Origin of the sequence: Acidovorax sp. ACV01 (assembly GCF_014851495.1) — a bacterium.
GTDB lineage: Bacteria > Pseudomonadota > Gammaproteobacteria > Burkholderiales > Burkholderiaceae_C > Acidovorax > Acidovorax radicis.
Genome location: NZ_JACUZT010000013.1, coordinates 39,467 through 60,534, shown reverse-complemented (window position 1 = coordinate 60,534; position 21,068 = coordinate 39,467). Strand labels below are relative to the sequence as shown.

The following is a 21,068-nucleotide window of genomic DNA, read 5'->3' as shown; positions in this document are numbered from 1 at the left end:
GGGGCTGCAGCAAATTTGTCGCATGGGCATCGACATTCGCATACTGGGCCGCGTGGACTATGGCGCCACCGTGCAGGCGATGCAGGATTACACGGCCACCCGCACCCCCGACACGCCAGACGCATTGTGGGTGTGTGAGCACGCCCCGCTGTATACACAGGGACTCGCAGGCAAAAGTGATCACGTGCTGAGCCCGGGCGACATCCCCATCGTTGCCACCAACCGTGGCGGGCAGGTCACTTTCCACGGTCCCGGCCAGGTGGTGGCCTACCCGCTGATCGACCTGCAGCGCGCCGGCTACTTCGTCAAGGAGTACGTCTACCGCGTGGAAGAAGCCGTGATCCGCACGCTGGCGCACTTTGGCATCACCGGCCATCGAGTGGGCGGCGCACCTGGCATCTACGTGCGCCTGGACGACCCCCACAGCCACGCCATGCTGCCCCAGCGCCCACAAAAACAAATCGGCACGGCCGCACCGGTTCCCGATTTCGAAGGCCTGGGCAAGATCGCCGCCCTGGGCATCAAGGTCAGCCGGCACAGCACCTACCACGGCGTGGCACTCAATGTGGCGATGGACCTGGAACCCTTCGCGCGCATCAACCCTTGCGGTTACGCAGGATTGAAAACGGTGGACCTTTCTACAATCGGGGTCCAAACCACCTGGGAAGAAGCCGCGCAGGTGCTGGGCCAGCAGCTCAGCATCCGGTTGGCGCCCTGAACTCTGCCTACAGCCATGAGCACCCCTGAAGTCGTCCGCGAAGCGCAATCCACCGAAGCCTACAACCCGCTGGCCAAGCAAAAGGCTGCCGCCAAGCTGTCGCGCATTCCGATCAAGGTGGAGCAGGGTGAGGTGCTCAAGAAGCCCGAATGGATTCGCGTGAAGGCGGGCAGCCCCACCACGCGCTTCTACGAGATCAAGGAAATCCTGCGCGAACACAGGCTGCACACGGTGTGCGAAGAAGCGTCGTGTCCCAACATCGGCGAATGCTTTGGCAAAGGCACGGCCACCTTCATGATCATGGGCGACAAGTGCACGCGCCGCTGCCCGTTCTGCGACGTGGGCCATGGCCGCCCCGACCCGCTGGACAAGGACGAGCCACTGAACCTGGCCAAGACCATTGCCGCACTCAAGCTCAAGTACGTGGTGATCACCAGCGTGGACCGCGACGACCTGCGCGATGGCGGCAGCGGCCACTTCGTGGAATGCATCCAGAACATCCGCGAACTGTCGCCCACCACGCAGATCGAGATCCTGGTGCCCGACTTTCGGGGCCGCGACGACCGCGCGCTCGAGATCCTGAAGGCCGCGCCGCCCGACGTGATGAACCACAACCTGGAAACCGCGCCCCGCCTGTACAAGGAAGCGCGTCCGGGCTCCGACTACCAGTTCAGCCTGAACCTGCTCAAGAAGTTCAAGGCCCTGCACCCCAAGGTGCCCACCAAGAGCGGCATCATGGTCGGACTGGGCGAGACGGACGAAGAGATCCTGCAGGTGATGCGCGACATGCGCGAACACCACATCGACATGCTGACCATCGGCCAGTACCTGTCGCCCAGCAACAGCCACCTGCCCGTGCGCCGCTACGTGCACCCCGACACCTTCAAGATGTTCGAGGAAGAGGCCTACAAGATGGGCTTTAGCCACGCGGCGGTGGGCGCCATGGTGCGCAGCAGCTACCACGCCGATCAGCAGGCACACGCCGCAGGCGTGTAAGTCCCGCGCTGAGCAAAACTGCAGAGCGCACGCACATGGGCCCGGCGGAATCGCTCTCGCTGCGGCGCTATGGCGCATCGCCGGGCAGCCACAGCCACGACCACTTCCAGATCCTGCTGGGACTCTCCGGCACGCTGGACCTGGAGGTCGATGGGCACGGCGTGCGTGTGGCACCCGGCGGCGGCTGTGTGATTGCACCGGGGGATCGCCACGACTTTGAATCCTCCCGTGGCAGTGTCTGCCTCGTGCTCGACAGTGCCCACCCCGGCTGGGCGCAATGCGCCAGCCCCCACAACACCACCGCACTGCCCACCGATGCCGGGCCCCTTGCGCACTACTTGGCGATTGCGCTGCAACAAGGCCGCCCTCTCGCACAAACCCACGGCCCGGCGCTGCTGCTGGAGGCGTGGCTGGGCGGCGTCCATTCACACATCCCACCAGCCAGCACTGCACGCCGACGCGCCATCGATTGGCCAGCGCTGCGGCAATGGGCCGCGCAGCAGTGGCACCGCGAACTCACTGTCGCCGACCTGGCGGCGCAGGTGCACCTCAGCCCCAGCCAGTTTGCCGCCCGGTGCCGCGAAGACCAAGGCATGGGCGCCATGGCCTGGCTGCGCAGCCAGCGCCTGGCGCAAGCCCAGCTGCTGCGGGGCACCGGCATGGCCGTGGCCGAGGTGGCGCGGCGCACCGGCTACCGTTCGCCCTCGGCACTCACAGCTGCACTGCGCCGCACCGCACACCTCTGACCGACCGTTGGCGGCCATTGACGACGATTGGCACGCGACGACGGGCCGCCGTTGCGCGACGATCCAGGGCGGCGGGCGCGCGTAAGCTCGGCGCCATGCAAGCCAACCTCTACGCCCTGGGCGCCATCGCGCTGTGGGCTTCCCTCGCCTCGCTGGGGGTGTCGCTCACCCACATTCCGCCGTTCCTCCTCACGGGCATCGCGCTCATCATCGGCAGCGTGCCGGCCTGGCCGTTTGTGCTGCGCGATCCGTCGCAGTGGCGCATTCCGCTGCGCACGCTGGCACTCGGCGTGTATGGCCTGTTCGCGTACCACTTCCTGCTCTTCATTGCGCTGCGCCACGCGCCGCCGGTAGAGGCCAACCTCGTCAACTACCTGTGGCCGCTGTTCATCGTGGTGCTCTCGCCCGTGGTGCTGCCCGGCGTGTCGCTGCGCCTGCCGCATGTGCTGGCGGCACTGCTGGGTTTTGGGGGTGCCGCCATTGCGATCGTGGGCGGGCGCGAGCTGAGCGGCACGCTGGCCTGGGGCTATCTGCCCGCGCTCGCAGCAGCATTCATCTGGGCCACGTACTCGCTGCTGACCAAGCGCGTGGCCGCCTTCCCGACCACGGCTATCGGCCTGTTCGGGCTGGTGTCGGGGATGCTGTCGCTGCTCTGCCATGTGGCGCTGGAGCCTGCCGTGGCGCTGCAGCCGCGCGACTGGGCACTGCTGGCGGTGCTGGGCCTGGGGCCGCTGGGGGCGTCGTTTTTCATGTGGGACAAGGCCCTCAAGCTCGGGGACGCGCGGCACATCGGCATCCTGAGCTACATCACGCCGCTGGCGTCCACCGCGCTGCTGATTGTGGTGAGCGGCCGCACGTTCAGCTGGAGCATTGCACTGGCCACAGTGATGATCATCAGCGCGGCGGTGATGGGGATGCGGGCACGCTGACAGGCAGAGATATCAACCAAATCGGCCTCTAGCGCTTATCCAACAAGCGTCAGAAGCTATTGATTTAGTAGCAATCGACATTCACCACCCCGCCAGCACCAGTTTGCCCGTGGTGTGCGCCGATTCGATGCGGCGGTGCACGTCGCGCAGGTGGGTGGCGTTGATGGTGCCCACCACCTCGCGCAGCGTGCTGCGCAGGCTGCCTGCATCGATGCGGCGCGCCACCTCGGCCAACAGGGCGTGCTGCGCGGCCATGTCGGGCGTCTGGAACATGCTGCGGGTGAACATCATCTCCCACACAAACCCCAGGCTCTTGGCTTTGAGCAGGTTCAGGTCGAGCGGTTGGGCATTCTCCACAATGCCGCAGGCGCGCCCCTGGGGTTTGAGCACGCTGGACAGCGCGGCAAAGTGCGTGTCGGTGTCGGCCAGCAGGAGCACATGGTTGACTTCCCCCACACCCAGGGCGTCGAGCTGCGGGCGCAGCGGTTGGTGGTGGTCCACCACATGGGCCGCGCCCAGTTCACGCACCCAGTTCACAGACTCGGCGCGCGATGCGGTGCCCACCACCGTCAGGCCCGCCGCCACCGCCAGTTGCACGGCGATGGAGCCGACGCCGCCGCCCGCGCCAATGATCAGGATCGATTGACCGCGCTGGGGGCTGTCCGCGGCAGGTGTGGGCAACAAGCCCAGGCGGTCGAACAGGGCCTCCCAGGCCGTGATGGCGGTGAGCGGCAGTGCGGCGGCCTCGGCAAAACCCAACGAGGCGGGTTTGGGGCCAGTGATGCGCTCGTCCACCAGCACAAACTGCGCGTTGCTGCCCGCGCGGGTGATGTCGCCCGCAAAGTACACGGCGTCACCCACCGTAAACCGGCCCACGGCGCTGCCCACGGCTACCACGGTACCGGCAGCGTCCCAGCCCAGCACGCGGGGGCCGGCGGGGGGCGGCGACTTCTGGCCGCGCACCTTGGCGTCCACCGGGTTCACGGAAATCGCCTCGACCTGCACCAGCAGGTCGTGCGCGCCCGGGGTGGGCACGGGCAGGGTCAGGTCCACCAGGGCTTCGGGGTGGTCAATGGGCAGGTACTGGTGCAGGCCAACGGCCTTCATGGTGGCAGGGGTCATGGTCAATTCTCCAGGCAACAAAAACAAACGATGGAGTGACTGTAGAGAGATAGCCAATTTTGAAAAAGGCATTCAAAATTGAATCCATCACAAATTATTTTTGAAGACCATGCTGCACCTTCAAGACGCCCGCCTGTTTGCCCGCGTGGCCGCCGCCGGTTCCTTCAGCGAAGCCGCCCGCCAGCTGGACTTGACCCCCGCTGCGGTGAGTGCCACGCTCAAGAAGCTTGAAACCCAGCTGAACGTGCGGCTGCTGGAGCGCAGCACCCGGTCACTGCGGCTGACGCCCGAGGGTGAACAGTTTCTGGACACCTGTGAGCGCCTGCTGGCCGTGTGGGCCGAGGGCGAAGCGCAGCTCTGCGACCGCTACTGCGGCCTGCAGGGCGTGGTGCACCTGTCGGCGCCCACGGACCTGGCCAGCGTCTGGCTGGCGGCCTGGCTGCCCGAGTTCCTGCGGCAGCACCCCCTGTTGCAGGTGGTGCTGCACGCCAGCGACACCGTGCAGGCGTTGCCGCGCGACGGGCTGGACATGGCACTGCGCTATGGCGACCTGCCCGACTCCAGCCTGGTCGCCCGTCGGCTGTGCACCAACCGCCGCGTGCTGGTGGCCAGCCCCGACTACGTGCGCCAGCACGGCGCCCCCGAACACCCCGGCGATCTGGCACACCACCGCTGCCTGACCTTTTTTCTGAGCGGACGGCGCCACGTGCAGTGGCAGTTCAGCCGCAACGGGCGCGGGGTGCAGGTGAAGATCGACGGACCTCTGTGCGCCTCCAGTGGATCGATGGTGCGGCAATGGGCCGTGCAAGGCGAAGGCATTGCCTACAAAAGCCGGCTCGACGTGTTGCCCGACCTGCAGGCCGGGCGCCTGGTGGCCCTGTTGCCCGAGTGGACGACGGAGGATGCGCCCCTGCACGCCGTAGTACTGGCGCAGAAAAACGGGCCGCTGCGGGTGCGCAGGCTGCTGGATTTTCTGGCCGAGCGTTTCGGCACGCTGCCCTCAGAGCGCCCGTTGCCCGCCGCTGACGCAGCACAGGAAAAGCTGTCCGCCCTGGCTGCCCTGCGGTAAAACCTGCGCTGCATCACCAGACTGCCTCGCGCCATGACCACCACCACGACACCCTTCGTTCCCGGCACTGCGGGGTATGGACCCAACGCCGCCGCACTGGTCGCGCAGTACGAAAACATTGCGTTCGCCGATGTGCACCGCGACGTGCTCCACCTGTTTCCGCTGCGGCCCAGCTGAAGCGCGCCGCGATAAATGCGGTGCCTGAAGCGCGATAAATGCGCCTCTGCTCCGCTTTCGCAGCACGAAACAAAATTGCAGTTTAGAACAGCCCGACCGGTTCGGCCGCCCGGTCCCAGCTGTAGATCACCAGCTCCCCCCGCTCCACGCGGTTGGCACCGCCCCCCACCGTGTAGTCCAGCTTCAGCGCCTCCATCTCGAAGTCAGCGAAGCACTCCCGAATGGCAGGGTGGTCGTTGATGCTGACCACGGCCTTGCCCTTGATCGCCTTGAGCTTTGCAGCCATGGCCACGTACTCTTCCCAGGGGAACGGCACGCCATACCCTTCCGTCTCCCAATAGGGAGGGTCCAAATAGAACAGCGTGTGCGGCCGGTCGTAGCGGTCGATGCAAGCGGTCCAGTCGAGGTGCTCGATACATACGCCGTTCGCCAGCCGCATATGAGCGGCCGACAGGTTTTCTTCGATGCGCAGCAGGTTGATAGCCGGGGCCGTGGTGGCTGTGCCGAAGGTCTGGCCAGCAACCTTGCCGCCGAAGCTCTGCTGCTGCAGGTAGAAGAACCGGGCCGCGCGCTGCACGTCGGTCAGCGTCTCAGGCCGGGTTTCCTGCAGCCACTTGAACACTTGGCGGCTGGTGAGAGCCCATTTGAACTGGCGGACGAACTCCTCGAGGTGGTGCGTCACGACCCGGTACAGGTTGACCAGGTCGCCATTGACATCGTTGAGCACCTCAACAGGCGCCGGGTTGCGGGCGAAGAACACCGCCGCGCCTCCCGCGAACACCTCGCAATAGCACTCGTGCGGAGGGAACCGACCGAGCAGCAGGTCGACCAGCCGTCGTTTGCCGCCGATCCACGGGATGATTGGATTTGCCATCTTGCAAGCCTTTTTTCTGTGGTGAAAACTCTGGTAGGCTCGCCGCACTCTGTACAGGGTGGCGGGTCTTGCCTGGCTTGCAGCTCATACCTGCATGTTGGGGGCCTGGACTGGTGTTAGCGCACCTGGCCAGGTCGCCCGTCTTTTTTACTTAGGAAGCATGGGCAACCCCTCGAAAGATCAGTTGCCCCACCTGCACGCCGCTGCTGAATGCGCGGGCGGTCAAGGTGTCGGTCAACTCAGAGCCGGTGCCGGTCGCCTCGCAGCGAAGATGCAGCACATTCCCGTAGGTCACGACGCGGTGGCCCTGCCTCGAAACCGCAGGGTCTGACGACGCGAAGTCCCATTCAAATTCCCAGCTCACATTGGTCATGGTCGTGCCTTGAACGACCCCAAAGTAAGTGCGGCCAGGCCACGTCATGTAGTAGGTGGTCTCCACCTGCAGCTCCACGCAGTGAAACCCCGGTCCGGGCACTGGGTGCACGACAAAGTCCACATCGACGTATACGGGTGTGCCTTCCCAGATGGAGGATTCAAGGCCCCACCGGTCGTAGTCCATGATTTCATAGCGACCATCGGGCAGCAGTTCCGAGCGCAAGTTCGGGTTCGGGCTCTCGTCCAGCGTGGGAGCCAGCCACCCCACACCAAATATCTCATCGTCCCCGGGAACTGGTGGCGCGGCGGCCGCAGGTGTAGTCGCTTTGGCCATCGGCCGTAGCTGCAGCTCCAGCTCCACGGTCCTGCCTGGCACCGTCTGCACCTTGGTCGAAGGGAAAAAGCGGCGACGAGCGACCATTACACCGGCACCACAGCCTGGGTGGCTGGGTAGCCATCGGCCTCAATCAGCAGTACATGGCGGCCACGCTGCACAGGAAAGGACACGCGCCCGGCGCTGTCCGCAATGCGGGTGGCCTTGCCGTTGAGCGTGATCCGTGCCCCGGCCAGCACGTGGCCCTGTTCGTCGCGGGCCGTGAAGATGATCTCGCTGCCCGCCACCTCGACCGTCACACCTGGCTGGATGACGGGATCGAATGCGGTGGACAGCTTCATGGTCTCGATGACAGGTGCAGCGCCCACTGGCGCCTCCACCACGCAGGCAAGGCTGGCGGCCGACAGGTCCAGCTCCGCGCTGATCAGACGATGGCGCCCCTGGATGGGCGAAAGCGGGTGGTTCATCTGCACCCACGCGCCCGTGGCCACGTCGGCAAAAGACTGCTGCCAAGTGATTCGCCAGCGCGGCCGCGCCAGCCAGGCCAGCATGCGCTGCCCCAGCTCCTCCGCATGGCGCGGCGTGCGCAGCCAAGGCGCGGGCCACTCCAGCTCCAGCACCCCGTAATCCTTCACCGCCTCGGGCGCCTGCAGCTGGATAGCACGGCGATATCGGCCTGCCGCGTGGTCCCAGTCGTAGAGCACCCGCAGCACGGTGTAAATGCCCGTGGCGCTGGTGGTGGCCTTCAGATTGGTGGCAGACAGCTTGTCCACACGCATCGCCGGGGCAGCAGCATCGTCCAGCGGTGGCCAGGTCAGCGCAATGCCAGGCATCGCCGCCGACCAGGCACTGCCCGCAGACTGAATGAGCCCGTCCACCGCCGCCCTGATGCTCACGGTGTTGTCGGTCAGAAGCCCACCCAGCACCAGGTGCGCCGTCTCAGTGCGGTAGTCGTCGAAGTCAGCCCACTCCACTGGCGCCCTGGCCAAGTTGGCCAGCACATCGTGCAGGATCTCCGCAGGCGTCTGCAGCAGGCGCGCCGTCTGCGGGTGCATGCGCCCGCGCAGCGTCACGGCCAGGCGCTCACCTTCAGCCAGCGGCTCCGCCAGTTCCAGGAACGACACCGCCTGGTCGGTGCTGTCCACCCCATTGCTCCACGTAAACGCCCGCGTGGCCACGTCGTCACGCTTGACCTCATCAACTCCGGCAATCGGGTGGTCGAGCAGGAAGAAAACCCGCTGATCGTCGCTGTATTGGATGGGCGTGATGGTGACCTCGCCCCAGCCCCACGGCAACACACGCACCTCGCGCCAGCCGCCCCACACCGCACTTGTGCGCAGCGGCACGTTGTCAGACAGTGGCCGGTCCATGCCCGCCTCAAGGCTGATGCTCGCCTGCGCACCCAGGTCCAGGCCAGTCACCACACCGTCAAAGATCGGGCCAGAAGGCGTCAGCACCTGGGCCGCCCGCCGCATAGGGGGCCGCTGGCCCCACAGTGCGGTGAGCTCGCCGCCCGCGTTGTCCAGCTGCGCGTCCATGTTGCTGGTAGCCGCTGAGGCAATACCCGGCACCGACAACGGGCGACGAATCGTGGAAAGCCCCGCTAGCATAGGCAGCGCCCTGTCTGCGGCCTGGCTGGCCATCGCCTGCCGGTCGCGCACCAGGGCGACGCTGCAGCCATCCGCGCCGCCATCAATCTGCAGCCAGGCGATCATGCGAACACGGGCTCCAGCTCCAGCGCGGCCGACAAGACGCGGTGCTCTGCACCATCCGGCTGGAACTGGTGCTTGTCATCCACATCCAGCGCGTCATTCCCGAAGCGCACAAGTGATGCGTCGCGCGTGTGCAGGTAGTTGGGCGAGAAGAGCAGCGGCTCGTCCGTTTCTTGTGCCCAGTCCAGCAGCGCGACGAGCTGCTGCACGTCGTTCTCCAGCAGTCGGCTGGCCGTCTCATTGCCAAGCGACCACGCCAGGCTCCAGCCATCGCCCGCCCCCGCATACAGTCCTGCTGGGTTGAGCCCGCTACCGCGCCCCACGGCCCAGCGGCGGCGCCGCTGGCAAGTGCTGGCGTGGTGGTCGGTTGCCAAAGGCTGGCCCGCCCAAATCCACCCTATGCTGCCGCCTGGCGCGTCTGCCACCGAAACGCGCACATAGCGTGCCTGCAGTACTCCAAACCGGACGCTCACGGCGCGGGACACATCCATGGCCAGCGGCGCCGACCAGGTCAACGCATCGTCCGACAGCTCCACCGCCACCGCAGCGCCCTCGGGCAACTCATACCGGGCCAGCGCCACCGCGCCCAGGTCCTGCACGCTGCCAAGGTCAATCACCATGTTGGCATCGCTGCCCGCCCACCCCCACATGCTCGCCAGCGCATCGCGCACATGGCTCACAGCCCAAGGCTGGTGCACGTCGAAGCCGTAGGCATCGCCAGGGGCAAACGAGGGCGCAGCCCCTGCGTCAAAGTGCACCGTCAGCCCGTCCGCAAGCACATCCGCGCCGGCTGCAGGAATATCCGTCAGGGCCGACCACGCGCCACCGTCGCGCCGCCAGCGGTACTGCCCGGCCTCAATGGCCAGGCTGAACACATCGCCCAGCACAAACGGGATACCACCCGGCGCCAACTGCAGGTCCACACCCACCTGCGCGTACACCGGCACGGCCGTGCCATCCGTAGGCACCAGGTAGTCGGGCAACATGCCCGAGGCGCTGCCAACCACGCGCCAGGTCTGCACGTCGGTCCCGTCCACGCCACCCGCCATCCAGGCCGGGCCAGCGGCAACGGTCTGCAGCACCGATTCGTCGCCCACCTGGTAGGGCCGCTCGCCGTCCACCTGGCTGATCGTGAGTGAGAGTGTGTCGCCTTCCTCCACTCGCTCGGGGCACGCCACGACGAACCCAAAGCCAAACTCCATCGTTGAATATGCCTCGCCCGTATCAGTGTTGCGCCGCGAACTGATATAGGGCTCGTTTGAAAATGCGGGCAAGTAGTAACCGCTGACGTCAGCCCACCAGTGGGTGCCGCCATGGTCCGTCCAGCAGCCGCCCGCGTCTCCGCCGCTGGAATCAGATTTTTTTGGGTAGATACCTGCCTTTGCGCGGCAGACGTCCATCTTGGCTTCGTACTTCTGGTTGAGCATGTCACCCAGCGTGGACAAGTTGCCCCCGGCATCATCCTTGGCCGCATAGGCGGTCCAGTCGGCCTTGAACAGCACAACGGCGGCATCCCACGCCGCCAGGGCATCCGCGTTCTCGTACACCTCTTGCAACGCAGGCACCAGCACATTGCCGATGCAGTTGTTGACCAGGCGCACGTCTCCAGAATCGGATTTCACCTGGGCACTATTGGGTGTTTCACCCGCTTCCAGGGCAATGTTGGTGCCAAGGAACCCAGAACGCCACTCCATCAAACTGACTAACCGCGTTTGTACTGCGGGAGGCATATCTACTCCTTCGTCAAAAATTCCCAGGCACTCATCCGACACGCGGATGGCTGGCATATCGCTGCACTTGCAGTCCGCTGGCGGCCGACGCTGGTAGCGAAAGGTCACCGTGCGCGCCTTCGCGTTGCGGCCGAACTTGAATGGCCGCACGCAAACACTCGGGACGCCCTTGCCAGCGTCCCGGGTCACAGGCTCATACTTGAACGACCACTCGCCCGAGCCCACAGCTGCAGGGTCTATGGCAGGCACAGTGAAGCGCGCGGCCGCGCTCTCATAGGGGATGCCGGTTGTTGCAACGGCCAGCGTGCCCGACACATCCCCCACCACGCTCCAGCGCTCCGCGCCGATCACGTCGGCATTCATGCAGCGCACCGTCACGGTCTGCGTGGGGGCTGCTGCTGGCACCGACACGCCCTGCAGCTGCACCTTGCCGCCCATGGCCATCAGCCAGGCCGATGTGCGCAGGGGCACATCAATCGCCGCCTGGCCATTGATCGCGCGGTCCACCGCAACCACGCCCGCCACCTCAACCAGCGCAGACGCCTGCAGGGCCGTGAGCAGGTCGTAGAACGTCACAACGGCGGGCTGGCTGGCCGCCACGTCGCCATACACCTCGAGGGCCACGCCATCGGTCACCGTGATCTTGTAGCCGCCTGTCACTGCATAGACCGCCGTGCCCTTGGGCTGCGTGCGCTCCAGGGCTGGAGAGAGTCCAAACTGCCAGGCCCCGTCCTTGTACTGGCGCCACGGTCGGTAGACCTGCGGGTCAAAGCCAAACTGAATGCGCGGACTGTCCGGGTCCACATCGCCCTGGGCAGACAGCGGCAGGCCACCAAAGTCCCACTGGCTCCCCGCCTGCACCGCCGTGCCCGCAGACCAATCGGCCAGCAGCGCCCACGCCGTGAGCGTGCGGGTGAGCTGTGGCTCCACCGTGATGCGAATGTCATTGCCCGCAGCGCCCGCCACCTTGGCGCGAATCTGCACCTGGCGCGCATCCAGCCGGGCGTGCTCGGTGGGGATACCCAGGTCCACCAGCGACAGAGTCAGTCCCTGCAGCGGCGCGGCGCCGTCCACCGACAGCACATCGAGCTGCCCATTGCCAACCCCCACAAACTGGGGCACCGACGCACGGGGTATTCCCCCGGCCGCGACGATCTCCACGTCCACCTGGGCCGCCTCGTGCCCCGTGTAGGCACCCGCCAGGCGCACACGCCCGCCGCCCGTGCGCTGCGCCGCAATGCGCTCAATGGCCGTGCTCGGCCGCACGCTGGACGCGGCAAGCACCGCGTCACGTACAAGATTGTTTCGGCCAGAGAGGAAGCGTTGCACGGAGGGCATGGCAGCAACTGTGCCCGCGCTGCCCCGTGCAGCATGAGTAAAACGCTTTAAAGAAAGCACCCGGCCCGCAGTGCACTGGGCAGGCCGGTTTGGGGGCAGGGTCTACCGCGCCAGGCGCCCCAGCTTGGCCAGCTCGGGCTCAATCAGGCGGGCCAGTTTTACCGGATCGTTGATGCCATTGGCGTTGAGCGTGATGTTGACTGGCCCCCCAGGTGCCGAGGGCGGCGGCGGTGCCGCCAATCCGCCGCCACCCGTGCCCACACCGCCACCACCACTCCCGCCGCCGTTGCCACCACCACCGCCGCCACTCCGCTCCTCGCGCTCCCGCGCCTTGCGCTGCTGCTCTTCCTTGCGGAATATCTGATCCAGCAGCTTGAGCTGTTCCTGCAGCAGGGCCAGCTCAGCCTGCAGGCGCGCCGCTTCGTCCTGTTTGCCGGTTATCTCCGCCCGCTGCAGGTCCAGTTGCATCAGCGCCATCTTGCGCTGCACCTCAGCCACCTCGCGGTCCTGGCGTGCGCGGGCAATCTCTTCCTCCGTGCCCGACAGCTCCAGCAGGCGCAAACGCAAATCTTCCACCCCGCGCGCGGCACCATTGCCCTGGTCTTCAAGCTGCTTTTGCTGGTCTTCCAACGCCTCCATCTGCTCCACCAGCCGCGCATGCAGCTCGGTCATTGTCTGTATGGATTTTTTCGCGTCATAGACCACCGCAGCGATCTCTTGGCTGTATTTGCTGGCGGCGGCCGTGGCATCCAGCCAGCTCGTCTCCACCGTGGCCATGGCAGCGTTGTGCGCGCGCGCCTGAGCCACCATGTCCTTTGCCGCGTCCCACCCAGCAGCCGACAACTCCGCAATCGTCTCGGCCGTCGCTTTGGCCGCCTTGCCCACGTCCTTGGTGGCGTCTTCGGCCTCTTTCATGCTCTTGACGATGGACTTACCGGCCTTGTCCGTCTCGATCACCATGCCGTACTGCTGCGCCTGCGCCTTCAGCGAGGCATCCGCCACCCCGTTGTTGGCCTCTATGCTCGCCTCGGCCATGGCCTTCCAGGCTTCGTTGATCTCGCGCGGCGTGGCCGTGCCGCTGGCCTTCACAGCGTCGAACGCCTGCTTTGCAGAGGCGGCCAGTGCAGCCAGTTCCTTCTGCGGCTTCACGCCCAGGTTGCGCAAGGCTTCTTCCAGGCTCTGGATGCCGGGTATCTGGCCCTCAATGGTCGCCCGCTGCTTGTCCAGCGCAGCCTGGCTGCGCTCGATCCCCTCGGCGCTGATCTTCCCGGCATCGCCCATGGCCTTGAGCTGCTTTTGCAGGGCGTCGATGGCCTCCAGGCTGTCTGCCTTCGGGATTGCAGCGGCAAAGGCCATCTCGATGGCGCGGGCGGCGTCTTGCACCCCCACACCTGCAGCCTTGGCACTGTCCGCCACCAGGCTGATGGCGTCGATGGCGTCCTGAGCACCCGTGCTGATCTTGCCCAGCGCCTGGGCCGCGTTCACGCCGAGCTTGTCGAAGCTGGCTGCGAGTATTTGCTCATTGGCCGCAGCCCACTGCTGGGCGCTGATGATGCCCTTGGCCGTGGCAACCTCCATGGCCAGGCGCAAGTTATGAATGTTCTCAACGCTCATCCCGGCAAGCGCCTGCTTCCACGCATCGCCCACCTGTTGCGCGCTCAACGTGCCGACCTCGCGAAGATGGTCCAAAGCCTGCACAAAGGCGCCCACGCTGTTCACATCGTTGAATTTCAGCGAACCGACCAGCTTCTCTATCGCGCCCTGTGTGCCCTCCGAGCTGTCGCGCAGCGCATAGAACTGATCCACCAGCACCTTGGCCTGCGTGGCGGCATCCGCAGTGGCTTTGGCACCAGCAGCTTGCGCCTGGGCCTGTTTCTGGGTGGCAGCGGCAACGGCGTCAGATGCGGCAGCTTGCTGGTTCTGCACGTCCCTGGCTTGCCCGGCAGAGATGAAAAGCTGCGCATACTCATCGTCGATTTCCTGCAACTTCACCCGCAGTCGCTCTTGCGCCGCTTCAATGGTGTCGTCATTGAACGGCGCCTTCATCATTTCCCATGCCGCTTGGTACTGTGCAGCGGCCTTGGTCAGACCCGCTGCCATGGAAATGCCCGCCAGCTCCACCGCCAGGAACTCCTTGCGGAGGTGGGTGCCAATGTCCCAACCAGCTCCAAAGCCAGCCAGGACAACAGCGATGCCGCCCAGTGTTGTCTTGAGGGCGCCGGACGCGGCCACTGTTTCACCGATGCTCTTGTTCAGCGCGGGCAAGCCAAGTGCAAGCGCATCAATAGTCTTTGACCCGACCACGCGCAACGCGCCAAACGCCAAGCCCAGTGCGCCGACCGAAGCTGTGGCGGTCACCAGCCCTGCTGCCCCGGCAGATATCAGCGGGAACTGGTCCGCAAAGTTCGCCATCGCGGTGGAGGCGTCCGTCAGCCCGCCAATGATGGGCTTGAGCACAGGCAGCAACACGCTGCCAAGGTTTGTTGCCAGTACCCCCACCGAGTTCTTGAGCAGCGTGATCTGCGCTTCAGTGGTCTGCACGCGCTTCTCAAACTCCTTTTGCATCGCCCCGGCAGTGGCGGCCTCGCTGCTCGCTGCCTGCAGCGCTTTCTTGTAGCCATCCAGGCCGGCAAGCAATCGCGCCACGTCGTCCTGGTACTCAACGCCAAACAGGCGGGCCAGCGCCTCGGCTTGCTTGCCTCCCTCCAGCTTCGACAGCGTGTCCAAGAAATCGGTAAGCGCCTTTTGTGGGTTGGCCCGAATATCCTTTGCCAGTTGTTTGGCAGACACCCCCATTTGACCCAAAGCGAGCTGGAAATCCTTGCTCTGCACGCTTGCCGTCTGCAGCTTGCTCAAGATGGCGTTGATGCCCGTGCCCGCCACCTCGGCCTGAACGCCCAAGCTGAGCATGGCGGTGCCCAGCGCCGCAGCCTGCTGCGCGGTCAGGCCAAACTGGCGGGCTGTACCGCCAATCCGGGTAAGCACCTCCACAATGTCCGACTCCCGGGCAGCCGTGGTGTTGCCCAGCAGGTTGATGGCATCGCCCAGTTTGCGCACCTCCTCCAGGGGGAGGTTGAAGACATTGCTGAGCTTGGCCACGGCCTGGCCCGCTTGCTCCGCGCTCATGTTGAAAGCGGTGGCCATCGTGGCTGCCAGCGTGATGAACTGGTCCAGTTTCTCAATGGGTACACCCAGTTGACCGCCCGCTGCTGCGATCTGTGCCAGCTCAGTGGCCGCCAGCGGTATGGTGGCCGTCATCTCCTTGATCCGGCTTGCAAGGCCCTGCATCTGCTGTTCGGTGCCTTCCACCACCTTGGCCACATCGGCCATGGCGCTCTCAAATTTGATGGCGGCGTTTGCAGCTACCGCAATGCCCGCCCCGCTGGCAGCCAGCCCGGCAAAAGCCACCTTGGCCTTGCCCATGGATTCCACCCACCCGTTGGTCTGGTGCTGCAGCTCACGCACTCGCTCTTCGGTCTTGAGCGAAGCCTGGGCAAGCTCCGTATTGGTCAGCTTGCCGCTGACCTTGAGCCGTTCATATGCTGCTCTTGTCTGGTCAATTTCCTTTTGAATATCAGCATGGGCGCGCACCCCCAAAAGTTCGCGGTCTGCCAGCACAGCCGCCGCCGCTTCAGCATCTTTTGCCAACCGTGCGATGGCAGCGCTTGAGGCGCTGAGCCCTTGGTTCAGCTGCACTTGCGATTTGGACAGGGCGCTGCTGGAGATTCCCAGTTTGCTCAACTCATCGCGCGATCGCTGCAGGCTGGCGTTCTGCGCGTCTAGCGTCGCCTGGGTTTCCTTGGTGGTCTTGCGCAGTCCATCAAAGTTCTTTTGTGCGGCGTTCGTTTCACGGTTGGCCTCGGTAAACGCCTTTGCACTGTCACGGTTCGCCCGCGACAATGCAGCAATATTGGCCGCAGCCGCTTGCGACTCGGTCTTGAGCACCGCCAGCTGGGCCGTCCCGTCAGCCAGCCGCTCCGCCATGGCAGCGGAGTTGTCACCAGACTCCTTGGCAGCGCGTGACAACTCCTTCAATTCACGGCTCAACTCACTGATAGTGGCATCCATGGCCGCCTGTTGCTGGCGAGCCTGGGCCAATTGCGCATTGCTCGCTTGCTGGGCGCTCGTGGTCGCAGCCAGTGCCGCCTGCTTTTCCTTCAGGGCAATAGCGGCCTCGCGGGTAGCGGCCTGCAGCTCCTGGGTTTTCTTGGCAGTGTCGCCCGTCGCCTGTTTGAGTCGGTCGAACTGATTGATCGCAGCCTGTTGCAAGCCCAGTTTCTCAATCTCGGCCGCAAGCGCCTCAAACTCCGGCCCCGCCAGACCCGCGGAGGTGCCGAGCTTCTCAACCGCCTTCTCCAGCTTTATGATTTCGTCCGAGCCTTCGCTCTCAGATTCGATAACCAGCTTGGCTCTCAGCTCTTTATTCGTCATGCCTCAGACCTTTCAAATTGATTCCCCGGATGTGGTGCGGGGCAGGCGTTTGGTAGTGGCCGCCATCGTTGGCACGCTGCTGGCGCTATTGACCGCACTTGTGCAAGGCGTCGAGCCAACGGCTATCTACGGGTGGCTCGTGGTGTTGCCTGTGTTACTGCCCGTGGGTATGGCCACTGCAGCAGCCGTCGTGGGTGTTGTGAATCGCTGGGTGCGATAGCGACCTCGCCTCCAATAAAAAACCGCGCCCAGGCGATATGCCCGGCGCGGTTTTTCTTTGCCTGCGGCCCGAAGGCCCCCCGCGCTTAAACGGGCAGATCGGGCATCAGGTCGATGCGCATGAACGGGCCAAAGTCGGCATCGCTCTGCAGCTCAGGCACGTACAGGGCCTGGCCGCCCAGCGTCAGCTCGCTGGCTTCGTCGGTGATCCAGCCGAAGTCGCCCGTCATGGCCAAGCTGATGCGCGGGATGATCATTCGGCCCTTCTGACCGTCGCCGTTCACGCCACTGAAAATGATCCCGCGCTCCACGTTGGTCTTGCTGAAGGCGGCAATGTTCACGTACCCGGCATAGGCATAGTCCACCGTCACAGGTTCCACGTGCGTGGCTGGGTGGGCCAGCAGGCGGTAGCGACTGTGGTCCGCGTCGCTGATCTCGTAGTGGGTGCCCTCCACATAGACCAGCGGCGTGCCAGCGGTGCTGTCTTCGATGACTACGCTGGAGCTGCGCGGGTTCTTCAAGAAGAAGTAGTCGCCCGGCGCCAGCTCGGTCAGGGTTTCATCGGTCACCGTGCCAGCGGCTTTCACCACAGCGGCACCGAAGAACGCCTGGGCCAGCGTGCGGCCGTCGAACTGCACCATCGACAGCGCCACGGCCAGGCTCTTGCTGGTCTCCAGTTCCTTGAGCGCCAGGCGCTGGCCCGAGCAGCTTTCAGGGATCGTGGTGGTTTCGCGCGATGGCGTAGCGGTCAGCGTGCGGTTGCCGCAGCCCACGCTGTACAGGTTGGTCAAAAAGCCCATTTCCGGGCGGCCCTTGACGGGATCGTAGGTGCCGATCATGACTGGGCCTTGCCCGTTCCAGATCATGCTGGTGGATGCGAGGGACATAGGTGGTTACTCCTTGGCTTTTGGGGTCGAAGCGGGCGCAACAGGCGCGGCGGATGCGGCGGTCTTGGCCGCAGCGGTGGCTTCTGCAGGCGGATACTCAGCCGTGCCCTGGTTGACGAGCCAGTCGGCTTTGTCTTCGCGCAGCTTCAGGATGGTGGGTTTTTCAGGGGTGCCAGGCTTGTAGTCGCGGCCCGCGTGGCGGTGCGGCTTGAGCAAGTGGACGGCGACGATCTTGGGCTCTTTGGTGGACATGAAAAAAGGCTCCTCGGTTGGGAGCCTTCATGGTCTTGCATAGCGCGCGGGCGCTGTAAGTAAAACGCTTTACAAACTACATCCCAGGCCAACCTACGAACACGTCGATATCGGCCAGGGCCTGCACGTCATCACTCGCCGCGCTGATCTGGTCTTCAATGCGCTGGCGCACGCCCGTCAAAGCGCCATGGATGGCCCGGTAGGCGTCGTCCTTGGCCGCAATGCGCTGGGCCAGCTCGTGGCGGTCAATCTGCCGGGCGGCGGCGGCCCCGTTGATCCAGGGGGTGAGCGCGTGCACATCCGCCAGCAGCGCCCGGGCCTCGGCCGTTTGCACATGCCAGCTCTCGCGCTCGCTCAGGGGGTAGCCCCCGGCAATCACTTGCATGCGGCGCTCGTACTCTTCGTTCAGGGCGGCCAGCAGCCCCGCCCGCACCTGGGCAATTTCGTCCGCATCGAGCGGCACAACCATCCAGGCTTGCTCCCATCCCCCACTGGCCTCGACGGGCTGCAGCTCCACCGCCTTGTGCGTGGCTGGGTTGTGCGCAGGTGGTACGACGGTGGCCACTGGGGCGAACCCCTCGAAAGCCTCGTTGAACGGCTCCGGGAACACCGTCAGCGGGTGGGCCGCGCGGATCTGGGCGAGCGTCACGGGGTATTCACCGGACACCGTGTCGATGAAGAAAAGTTGAGCAGTCATAGGCTGAAAGTTCTTTGCACACCAGCGGTCCAGAAAAGGCCCGTCAGTTCACGCAAGCTGACCCACGACACCCCGTCGTGCGACCCTTGGATCACGAAGGCGTTCGGGTTGTAGGAAACAACGGCGTAAGGGTAGATCGCCACCTGCCGGATCACGGTGGGGGCGCCCAGGTCATACGCCAGCCGCTGATTCGTTGGACTGGTGGATCTCCAGTAGGTGGAGGTGCTGTTGTCCACGGTCGAACTTGCTGCGAACGGCGCAAACGTGCTGGTGGCAGTGGCTGGCGTGCTCGATGTGGTGACATCGGCACCGCCCACGGTGGCGCGCAGTTCCACTTCGGTGATCCCGAATTCCGGCCCGCCGTTGGTAGATTGCAAAAGCAAGCCCCAGAACCGGAAATGATCTCGGCGCGCGGAAAGCGCCATGCCACGATTCATGCGGGGAACCCCGCGAGCGCAGAGGCATACCAGCCTGCCGTGCCCAACGTAGCGCGCTGGAAGAAGATCAGATGCCTTGTGCCAGCAGTGAAGATGGGCGTTCCGCCCACCCACACCGTGCCGCTGGGCATCGTGATAGCGCCCCCGGTGTGGTTGATCTCCAGCACGCACGAATACGCGCCGGAGGGGATATTGCTGAATGACAGCGTGGTGTTGGCGCTGATCGCGGCCGAGAACGTGTTGGCAATCGCGCAATCCATGACGCCAGCAGCCACGGAAGCTACGGCCTCAGCGTGTGATGCAAGGCGCTTCCATGGAGTCCAGGTGCTGTCGTGCTTTGCACGCACGAACAGGCCGCCCACTTCCACCCCGGTCTGAAACGCTTCCTGCGCAATTTGCGTGGTCCGCGAGGCAACCCCAAAGGTGAAGACGTTCCAGTAGCCGACAGTCAATGCAGTAGGCCAGTCGGTTCCCCCGCCTGTGACGGTCAGATACGACACCCAGCGCCCCACCGGGGCATCGGACATCAGGTCTGTTTTCGCCAGAGTGCCAGTGATGGCCATAGGCACCCCACCGAGGGCCGCTAGCGCGGCAGCGGCCGAGGTGGCCCCCGTGCCGCCCGCTGCAACAGGTACAGCATCCCCGGCAGGCATCTGCCGGTTCTTGCCGCCTACTCTGACCTGGGGGAGCCGCGTTGCCATGTCAGAGGATCACGTAGCCTTCGTCGTCAGTCACCAGTTCGGTCGCGGACTTCGCCACACCCAGGCCTTGGCTGACCTTGTTCACGTTGCCTGCGTCGGCCTCGTCCAGCGGCGCGGCGATCACGCCACCCGCTGTGCCCAGCCAATAGCGTGCGCCCACAGTGAGACCCGTCAAGTTCGCGTTGGTGCCATCAAGCGGGTATGCCGTGCCCACCGCACCGCTGGCCACCGCAGAGTTCACAAAACCATCGGCCTGGCGGCCGTTGCTGTTGTCGGCCAGGCGCATGGAGAACACGCCTGCGTTGTTCCAGAAGTTGATGAACTTGCCCGCGTCGATGGCTTCGGACGCGGCGGCCTGCGTGGTGTTGGCACCGATGCCCAAAGGCATCGTGCTCATGTCCCACCGGCCATCAGCGCCCAGGGCGCCGATCTTTCCGGCATCGGCCGCTCCCGCTGACACGACGGTTGCGATGATCTGTTTAGTCTTGCCCCCTAAGCGAGCCAAGAATCCTTGCGTTGCCATGGTGCTACTCCAGTTCTACGTGATCTTGAAAATCCAAATACAGCCGTGTAGGCGACACGGCAAAGCCCACCACCAGGTCAAAGCCCGCAGCGGGCACCACCTGGGTGAGTGCGCCACCGGCACCCAGCCACACCCGGCCTGGCGTCCAGGCCCAGGCCGCGTCTTCAACCGGTCCGCTGCGCTGCACGGTCACATCGGCCGGGCCGCTGGCGCCGGTCAGCGTGAGACCGCACACCAGGTCGATGTGGTCTGCATCGCTGGCATCCAGTGGCCGCACCACACCCAGCTCGTCTTCCCACACCACTCGCAGGGCCGACAAGGCAGCGCTTGACTGCCGCACCATCTGCGTAGTGCCACCCGTGCCGGGCTTGCCCGCAATGAGCACGCCCATGTCTGCAGGCAGCTCTCGCGGTGCGCGCGCCATGCGCAGTGCGATGGCTGGGGGCACCTCAAAACGGAGCTCAAACACCTCAGGCATCGGTCGGCCCCTTGGTGACGGTGAACGATGAGGTATTGGTCGGCCATCTGAATCCGCTAGGCGACACAAACACTACGTCGAAATGCACTTCACCGACAGGCCAAGCACGCGTGTCCAGAAACTGCAACCGCACATGGCGCGTGGTGACGGGGTCTGCCCAGTCGGCCGTAAGCGCGGCCACCAGGCCGAAGCTGGGCGTTCGCACCTTCGACTCAACCGTCCATCCGGCGAAGTGCCCATCCGCAAACTCGCTCGGAACGCGCAGCGTCAGGTCAAAGCTGGCTCCTCGCTTGAACTCCCATCCGGTTGCGTTGCAGGGCATG

General features: G+C 65.0%; 20 protein-coding genes. 6 read left to right on the top strand and 14 right to left on the bottom strand.

Annotated features, from left to right (window positions below):
* Nucleotides 1–22: 22 nt before the first annotated feature.
* From lipB to IB243_RS25920, 4 genes are all read left to right on the top strand, one after another.
* Nucleotides 23–718: a lipoyl(octanoyl) transferase LipB gene (gene lipB, locus IB243_RS25935; protein WP_192429986.1), complete on the top strand. Its 696-nt coding sequence runs from the start codon at nucleotides 23–25 to the stop codon at nucleotides 716–718.
* A 15-nt stretch (nucleotides 719–733) separates the two neighbouring features.
* Entirely contained in the window at nucleotides 734–1,714 is a 981-nt protein-coding gene (gene lipA, locus IB243_RS25930; protein WP_192429985.1) for a lipoyl synthase, read from the top strand.
* Between the two features lie 35 nt (nucleotides 1,715–1,749).
* A complete protein-coding gene (locus IB243_RS25925) occupies nucleotides 1,750–2,460 on the top strand; it encodes an AraC family transcriptional regulator (protein ID WP_192429984.1) in 711 nt (236 codons plus the stop codon).
* Between the two features lie 95 nt (nucleotides 2,461–2,555).
* On the top strand, nucleotides 2,556–3,389 hold the full coding sequence (locus tag IB243_RS25920) for a DMT family transporter (protein ID WP_192429983.1): 834 nt from the start codon (nucleotides 2,556–2,558) through the stop codon (nucleotides 3,387–3,389).
* Between the two features lie 81 nt (nucleotides 3,390–3,470).
* Here IB243_RS25920 and IB243_RS25915 read toward each other — a convergent pair whose 3' ends face one another.
* Complete coding sequence (locus IB243_RS25915; protein WP_192430001.1) at nucleotides 3,471–4,496, bottom strand: zinc-binding alcohol dehydrogenase family protein; 1,026 nt, start codon at nucleotides 4,494–4,496, stop codon at nucleotides 3,471–3,473.
* A 124-nt stretch (nucleotides 4,497–4,620) separates the two neighbouring features.
* On the opposite strand from IB243_RS25915, the gene IB243_RS25910 reads away from it, so the two are divergent.
* Together IB243_RS25910 and IB243_RS25905 are read left to right on the top strand one after the other, a co-directional pair.
* Nucleotides 4,621–5,580 (top strand): LysR family transcriptional regulator, encoded by a 960-nt coding sequence (locus tag IB243_RS25910; RefSeq protein WP_057271496.1) that lies wholly within the window; start codon nucleotides 4,621–4,623, stop codon nucleotides 5,578–5,580.
* A gap of 33 nt (nucleotides 5,581–5,613) precedes the next feature.
* Complete coding sequence (locus tag IB243_RS25905; protein ID WP_370540394.1) at nucleotides 5,614–5,757, top strand: hypothetical protein; 144 nt, start codon at nucleotides 5,614–5,616, stop codon at nucleotides 5,755–5,757.
* Between the two features lie 82 nt (nucleotides 5,758–5,839).
* On the opposite strand, the gene IB243_RS25900 is transcribed toward IB243_RS25905, so the two are convergent.
* The 13 genes from IB243_RS25900 to IB243_RS25840 all read right to left on the bottom strand — a co-directional run bounded on the left by IB243_RS25900 (nucleotide 5,840) and on the right by IB243_RS25840 (nucleotide 21,067).
* Entirely contained in the window at nucleotides 5,840–6,631 is a 792-nt protein-coding gene (locus tag IB243_RS25900; protein ID WP_192429982.1) for a DNA adenine methylase, read from the bottom strand.
* A gap of 151 nt (nucleotides 6,632–6,782) precedes the next feature.
* Nucleotides 6,783–7,427, bottom strand: a complete 645-nt coding sequence (locus tag IB243_RS25895; RefSeq protein ID WP_192429981.1) for a hypothetical protein — start codon at nucleotides 7,425–7,427, stop codon at nucleotides 6,783–6,785.
* On the bottom strand, nucleotides 7,427–9,055 hold the full coding sequence (locus IB243_RS25890; protein ID WP_192429980.1) for a carboxypeptidase-like regulatory domain-containing protein: 1,629 nt from the start codon (nucleotides 9,053–9,055) through the stop codon (nucleotides 7,427–7,429). Before IB243_RS25890 ends, IB243_RS25895 begins: the two co-directional genes overlap by 1 nt.
* Nucleotides 9,052–12,120 carry a hypothetical protein gene (locus IB243_RS25885; protein ID WP_192429979.1) on the bottom strand — a complete coding sequence of 1,023 codons (3,069 nt, stop codon included), beginning with the start codon at nucleotides 12,118–12,120 and terminating at the stop codon, nucleotides 9,052–9,054. The genes IB243_RS25890 and IB243_RS25885 overlap by 4 nt, the downstream gene beginning before the upstream one ends.
* Before the next feature lie 102 nt (nucleotides 12,121–12,222).
* Nucleotides 12,223–16,551, bottom strand: a complete 4,329-nt coding sequence (locus IB243_RS25880) for a phage tail tape measure protein (protein WP_192429978.1) — start codon at nucleotides 16,549–16,551, stop codon at nucleotides 12,223–12,225.
* A gap of 305 nt (nucleotides 16,552–16,856) precedes the next feature.
* Nucleotides 16,857–17,657, bottom strand: a complete 801-nt coding sequence (locus tag IB243_RS25875; RefSeq protein WP_192429977.1) for a hypothetical protein — start codon at nucleotides 17,655–17,657, stop codon at nucleotides 16,857–16,859.
* Between the two features lie 6 nt (nucleotides 17,658–17,663).
* Nucleotides 17,664–17,909, bottom strand: a complete 246-nt coding sequence (locus IB243_RS25870; protein WP_192429976.1) for a hypothetical protein — start codon at nucleotides 17,907–17,909, stop codon at nucleotides 17,664–17,666.
* Between the two features lie 76 nt (nucleotides 17,910–17,985).
* Nucleotides 17,986–18,606 carry a hypothetical protein gene (locus IB243_RS25865; RefSeq protein ID WP_192429975.1) on the bottom strand — a complete coding sequence of 207 codons (621 nt, stop codon included), beginning with the start codon at nucleotides 18,604–18,606 and terminating at the stop codon, nucleotides 17,986–17,988.
* Entirely contained in the window at nucleotides 18,603–18,983 is a 381-nt protein-coding gene (locus tag IB243_RS25860; protein ID WP_192429974.1) for a discoidin domain-containing protein, read from the bottom strand. The genes IB243_RS25865 and IB243_RS25860 overlap by 4 nt, the downstream gene beginning before the upstream one ends.
* Before the next feature lie 56 nt (nucleotides 18,984–19,039).
* A complete protein-coding gene (locus IB243_RS25855; RefSeq protein WP_192429973.1) occupies nucleotides 19,040–19,744 on the bottom strand; it encodes a hypothetical protein in 705 nt (234 codons plus the stop codon).
* Between the two features lies 1 nt (nucleotide 19,745).
* A complete protein-coding gene (locus IB243_RS25850) occupies nucleotides 19,746–20,267 on the bottom strand; it encodes a hypothetical protein (protein ID WP_192429972.1) in 522 nt (173 codons plus the stop codon).
* A gap of 4 nt (nucleotides 20,268–20,271) precedes the next feature.
* Nucleotides 20,272–20,745, bottom strand: coding sequence for a hypothetical protein (locus IB243_RS25845; protein WP_192429971.1), 474 nt, complete (start codon nucleotides 20,743–20,745; stop codon nucleotides 20,272–20,274).
* On the bottom strand, nucleotides 20,738–21,067 hold the full coding sequence (locus tag IB243_RS25840; RefSeq protein ID WP_192429970.1) for a hypothetical protein: 330 nt from the start codon (nucleotides 21,065–21,067) through the stop codon (nucleotides 20,738–20,740). The genes IB243_RS25845 and IB243_RS25840 overlap by 8 nt, the downstream gene beginning before the upstream one ends.
* Nucleotide 21,068 lies beyond the last annotated feature (1 nt).